Origin of the sequence: Robiginitalea sp. (genome assembly GCF_049588695.1) — a bacterium.
Lineage (GTDB): Bacteria > Bacteroidota > Bacteroidia > Flavobacteriales > Flavobacteriaceae > Robiginitalea.
Window position 1 is genome coordinate 1 of record NZ_JBAVZJ010000269.1, and the last position, 4,652, is coordinate 4,652.

Sequence of the window (4,652 nt, forward strand, 5' to 3'; positions counted from 1 at the left end):
GGGCTTTTACTTCTGCTGTAAAGGACCGGGCTGGAAAATTTGAAGCGGCCAATAAAGGCACACTCTTCCTGGATGAAATAGGGGATATGAGTCTCTCGGCCCAGGCCAAAGTCTTAAGGGCCCTGCAGGAGAACAAGATTTCCAGGGTGGGCTCGGACAAAGACATCAAAGTAGATGTACGTGTGGTGGCCGCAACCAACAAGGATTTGCAAAAAGAAATCGAAGAAGGGCGCTTCCGGGAAGATTTATACCACCGGCTTGCCGTGATTCTCATCCGGGTACCGGATCTGAACGAAAGAAGGGAAGACATCCCCCTGCTTATCAATCACTTTTCAGCAAAAATTAGCCAGGAACAGGGGACGGGAGTCAAATCTTTCAGTAAAGACGCTGTTCGCTTGCTTCAGGAATACGACTGGACGGGCAACATCCGTGAATTGCGCAATGTGGTTGAGCGTTTGATTATTCTGGGAGAGCAGGAGGTCAGCGCAGCGGATGTAACACTTTTCGCCAATAAATAACCCCTTATCTGATGCAGCTGCTGAGTTGATCCAGGGCTTTTTGAGTGATTTCCTTGGTCCTCAGGTTGTAAAAGCGTTTGGCCGGGGTCTGGTCTTTCCGATCCAGCTGCTTTTCGCAGTGTGCGTATACCCTTTTTACAAACACCAGGGCTTCTTCACAGGGAACACCTTCAACGACTTCATTCAGAGAATTTTGGTATGTGACTAGAGATTCTTCGATTTTCGCTTCAATGGCTTTATCGGCTTTCAGGAGCCGCTTGGCCTGGGTGTGTTCTGTATCTTCGGTATCAACTCCAACCAAACGTTGCCAGAGGGGCCGCGTATGTGATTTTTCATGCGCGCCGAGGGCGTCGCGTCCGGCCAGGATATAATCCATGGCTCTGGACAGGGGAATCCGGGTGCCCTCCAGGGTGGAAACCTGTGTCGCCAATTTCAGATTTTCGAGGCTTTCCAACAGATTTTTACGCGCATAATCGCACCCGCAATCCTCGAGCTGAGTACGCGAGCGCTCTATGGCATTCACGGCTTTAAAGGCATGGTAGCGGATAACCTGAATGTCCGCTTCTTCCAGGGCGATGGTGGTCTCCTCACTGATAAATCCGATCAGGGCCTCAGTGTTGATGCATGCTTTCTCCGGTGTGGCCGATATTAGCATAAACCAGGCACCTATACATAGAATGTAGCGCAGTAGTTTCATAACATAAGTTTTACTCCGACCGCAAGGGCGGGGGTACGATTTGGGTGGGATAAAAATACCGCACCCCTGCGAGCCTTTTGAATTTATTCGACTTAAGGCCCTTCCTTAACGGCCTATGACGTCAGGGGGTTTTAACTGTTCGATAAAGGGTTTGATTTACGGGGGCAATTGCAGAGTACCCCCAATTTGTTTTATCTTTCAACCATGAAAAAAATTGAAGCTTCAGATTATCAGGCCGATGCGGATTGCGATCTAACGGGCCGTTCCACTTACGAAGATTTTGGACTCAGCGATAAGAAATTAGAAAAACGCCTGCTGAAAGTCAGGCGCAAACTGGGGGATTTTCAGGATAAAATGTACGCCCATGGAAAATACGCCGTCCTGGTTTGCCTGCAGGGTATGGATACGGCAGGGAAGGACTCCCTCATCCGGGAGGTCTTTAAGGACTTTAATGCCCGGGGCGTAGTGGTGCATAGTTTTAAGGTGCCGACCGATTTGGAACGCAAACACGACCATCTGTGGCGTCATTATATCGCACTTCCCGCCCGTGGTAAGTTCGGTGTTTTCAACAGGACCCATTATGAGAATGTCCTTATTACCCGGGTACACCCGGAATATATCCTTGGGGAGAACCTCCCTGACGTCCTTAAATTGGGAGATATAGATGAGGCTTTCTGGGACCAACGGTTTCGCCAGATTAATGATTTTGAGAGAACCCTCGCTGAAACAGGAACCCTCGTATACAAGTTCTTTCTGCATATTTCCAAGGAAGAGCAGCGGCAGCGGCTGCTCCGCCGCCTGAGGCTTCCCAGGAAGAATTGGAAATTTTCACCCGGGGACCTGGATGAACGGGTATACTGGGCAGACTACCAGAGATGTTATCAGGATGCGATCCGCCGCACCACAAAAGACCATGCGCCCTGGTTTGTCATTCCCTCGGATTGCAAGGAAGGGGCTCGGTTGATCGTTGCGAGTATTTTACTGCAATTATTGGAACAGTATGACGATATACGCGAGCCTGAGCTCGATCCGGAAATAAAGAAGCATATTGAAGAGTATCGGAAGGAATTGAAAAAGCAGGGCTGATCAGATGAGAATTATAGAAATTATAAAAGGGTTTACCCAGGATAGATATTGCATTACAGGGTTTCTGTGTGCGGTATGGATGATAGGGGGAGGGTTCTATGGAAACGCCCAGCAAGAAGATACCCGGATGTTTAGGGAGCTCTACACCTCGGCCCTGACCGAGGGTAAGTCCTATGACTGGCTGAATTACCTGTCCAACCAAATCGGCGGGAGGCTGTCGGGTTCTGTACAGGCGGAACAGGCCGTCACCTATACCAAAAAGGAGATGGAAGCCCTGGGCCTGGATCGCGTCTGGCTCCAACCCGTAATGGTGCCAAAATGGGTAAGGGGAACCCCGGAATTCGCCTACATTGAAAGCGAACCGGGGGTGACCAACAACGTCCCCGTCTGCGCTTTAGGGGGGTCAATAGCTACTCCTGCAGGAGGTATAAAGGCTTCCGTGATTGAGGTAAACGGAGTTGAAGACCTCCCCAAACTGGGCAGGGGCCAGATCGAAGGTAAAATCGTATTTTATAATCGTCCTATGGATCCGACCCTGATCAATACTTTTCAGGCGTATTCCGGTTGTGTGGACCAGCGGTATTCCGGGGCAGCAGAAGCGGCAAAATACGGTGCCGTCGGGGTAGTAGTACGTTCGATGAACCTAAGTCTGGACGACCACCCCCATACAGGGTCCATGAGCTATGGGGACCTCACCCTATCTGAGCGCATTCCCGCGGCGGCTATCAGTACCAAAGGGGCAGATTTATTGAGTACTACTTTAAAACTGAACCCGAAGATTCAATTTTTCCTCCGACAAAACTGCCGGCAATTACCTGATGTACAGTCCTATAATGTGATTGGTGAGATTCGGGGAAGTGAATTTCCGGAGGAAGTCATCGTGGTCGGGGGACATTTGGATTCATGGGATTTAGGTGATGGTTCGCATGATGACGGAGCGGGCTGTGTGCAGAGTATGGAGGTGCTCCACCTTTTGAAAAAGGTGGGTTATCGACCCAGGCGCACCATTCGCGTAGTATTGTTTATGAATGAGGAGAATGGTCTTCGGGGCGGTCAGAAATACGCTGAAGAGGCAAAAACGAAAAATGAAAAACACTTGTTCGCTTTGGAAAGTGATGCGGGTGGCTTTACCCCGAGGGGATTTTCATTCGATTGCAGTCTGGAGGACTACAACCGCATCCTGGGCTGGAAAGGGCTTTTTGAACCCTATTTGGTCCATCAGTTTACGCGGGGTGGGAGCGGAGCTGATATCGGACCCCTGAAGGACCAGGGGTTGGTACTTTCGGGATTGCGCCCGGATTCCCAACGCTATTTTGAGCACCACCACGCTGAGACTGACACCTTTGATGCGGTCAATAAACGCGAACTGGAGCTCGGGGCCGCTGCCATGACGGGTCTGGTTTATTTGGTGGACCGTTATGGATTTGCCTCCCCGAAAGGGTTGCAGGGGCAGCAATAATTCGGTTTGTCTCTGCCCATATGATCCTTAGGTTTTCCCTACCTTTGCGGCCAAAACAAGGAACATGGAAAACGGCATCTACGCAAATTTTACCACGAATAAAGGGAAAATCCTCTTAAAACTGACTCACGACAAAACCCCTGGCACGGTAGGGAATTTTGTAGCACTGGCTGAGGGCAACCTGGCCAACGAGGCCAAAAAGGAAGGGGAGCGGTACTACGACGGCCTGACCTTCCACAGGGTAATCCCGGATTTTATGATTCAGGGCGGATGTCCGCAAGGAACAGGTACGGGAGACCCGGGCTATAAATTCGACGATGAGTTTCACCCTGAACTCAAGCACGATGCCCCGGGGGTGCTGTCCATGGCCAATGCCGGACCCGGCACCAATGGCAGCCAGTTCTTCATCACACATATCCCCACCCCCTGGTTGGATCAGAAGCATACTGTTTTTGGCCATGTAATCGAGGGGCAGGATGTGGTCAATGCGATTGCCCAGGGTGATAAGATTGAATCCGTCGAGATCCTGCGAGTCGGGGAAGCGGCTGAGTCCTGGGATGCCGCAAAGGCCTTTGAGGCTTTTCGTTCAGGAAAAGCGGAACGCGAGGCTGCGGAGCGCAAAGCCCTTGAGGCTACCCTGGCCTCCCTTTCCAAAGGCTTTGAAAAAACATCCTCAGGATTGAGGTATAAAATCATGGAGTCGGGCAACGGTGAGAAACCTACCAAAGGCCAGCGTGTAGCCGTGCACTACAAGGGGGCCCTTTTGGATGGGACGGTGTTCGACAGTTCCTTTGAACGGAACGAACCCATTGAGTTTGCGCTGGGGACGGGTCAGGTGATTCCCGGATGGGATGAAGGCATTAGTTTACTCGGTGTGGGCGATAAGGCCCGC

At 51.0% G+C, this 4,652-nt stretch carries 5 protein-coding genes; 4 read left to right on the top strand and 1 reads right to left on the bottom strand.

Features of this window, described 5'->3' with window-relative positions; genetic code table 11:
• Window positions 1-518, top strand: a 518-nt coding sequence (locus WBV75_RS06520; RefSeq protein WP_424119833.1) for a sigma 54-interacting transcriptional regulator, incomplete at its 5' end; no start/stop codon positions are given.
• 4 nt (window positions 519-522) lie between these two features.
• Here WBV75_RS06520 and WBV75_RS06525 read toward each other — a convergent pair.
• Complete coding sequence (locus tag WBV75_RS06525; RefSeq protein WP_424119834.1) at window positions 523-1,215, bottom strand: hypothetical protein; 693 nt, start codon at window positions 1,213-1,215, stop codon at window positions 523-525.
• 204 nt (window positions 1,216-1,419) lie between these two features.
• Between WBV75_RS06525 and WBV75_RS06530 the strand changes: the two genes are divergently transcribed.
• The 3 genes from WBV75_RS06530 to WBV75_RS06540 form a co-directional block, all read left to right on the top strand.
• Window positions 1,420-2,301, top strand: coding sequence for a PPK2 family polyphosphate kinase (locus WBV75_RS06530; protein WP_424119835.1), 882 nt, complete (start codon window positions 1,420-1,422; stop codon window positions 2,299-2,301).
• 79 nt (window positions 2,302-2,380) lie between these two features.
• Window positions 2,381-3,760, top strand: a complete 1,380-nt coding sequence (locus WBV75_RS06535) for a M20/M25/M40 family metallo-hydrolase (protein WP_424119837.1) — start codon at window positions 2,381-2,383, stop codon at window positions 3,758-3,760.
• A 64-nt stretch (window positions 3,761-3,824) separates the two neighbouring features.
• On the top strand, window positions 3,825-4,652 hold an 828-nt coding region (locus tag WBV75_RS06540; RefSeq protein WP_424119836.1), incomplete at its 3' end, for a peptidylprolyl isomerase.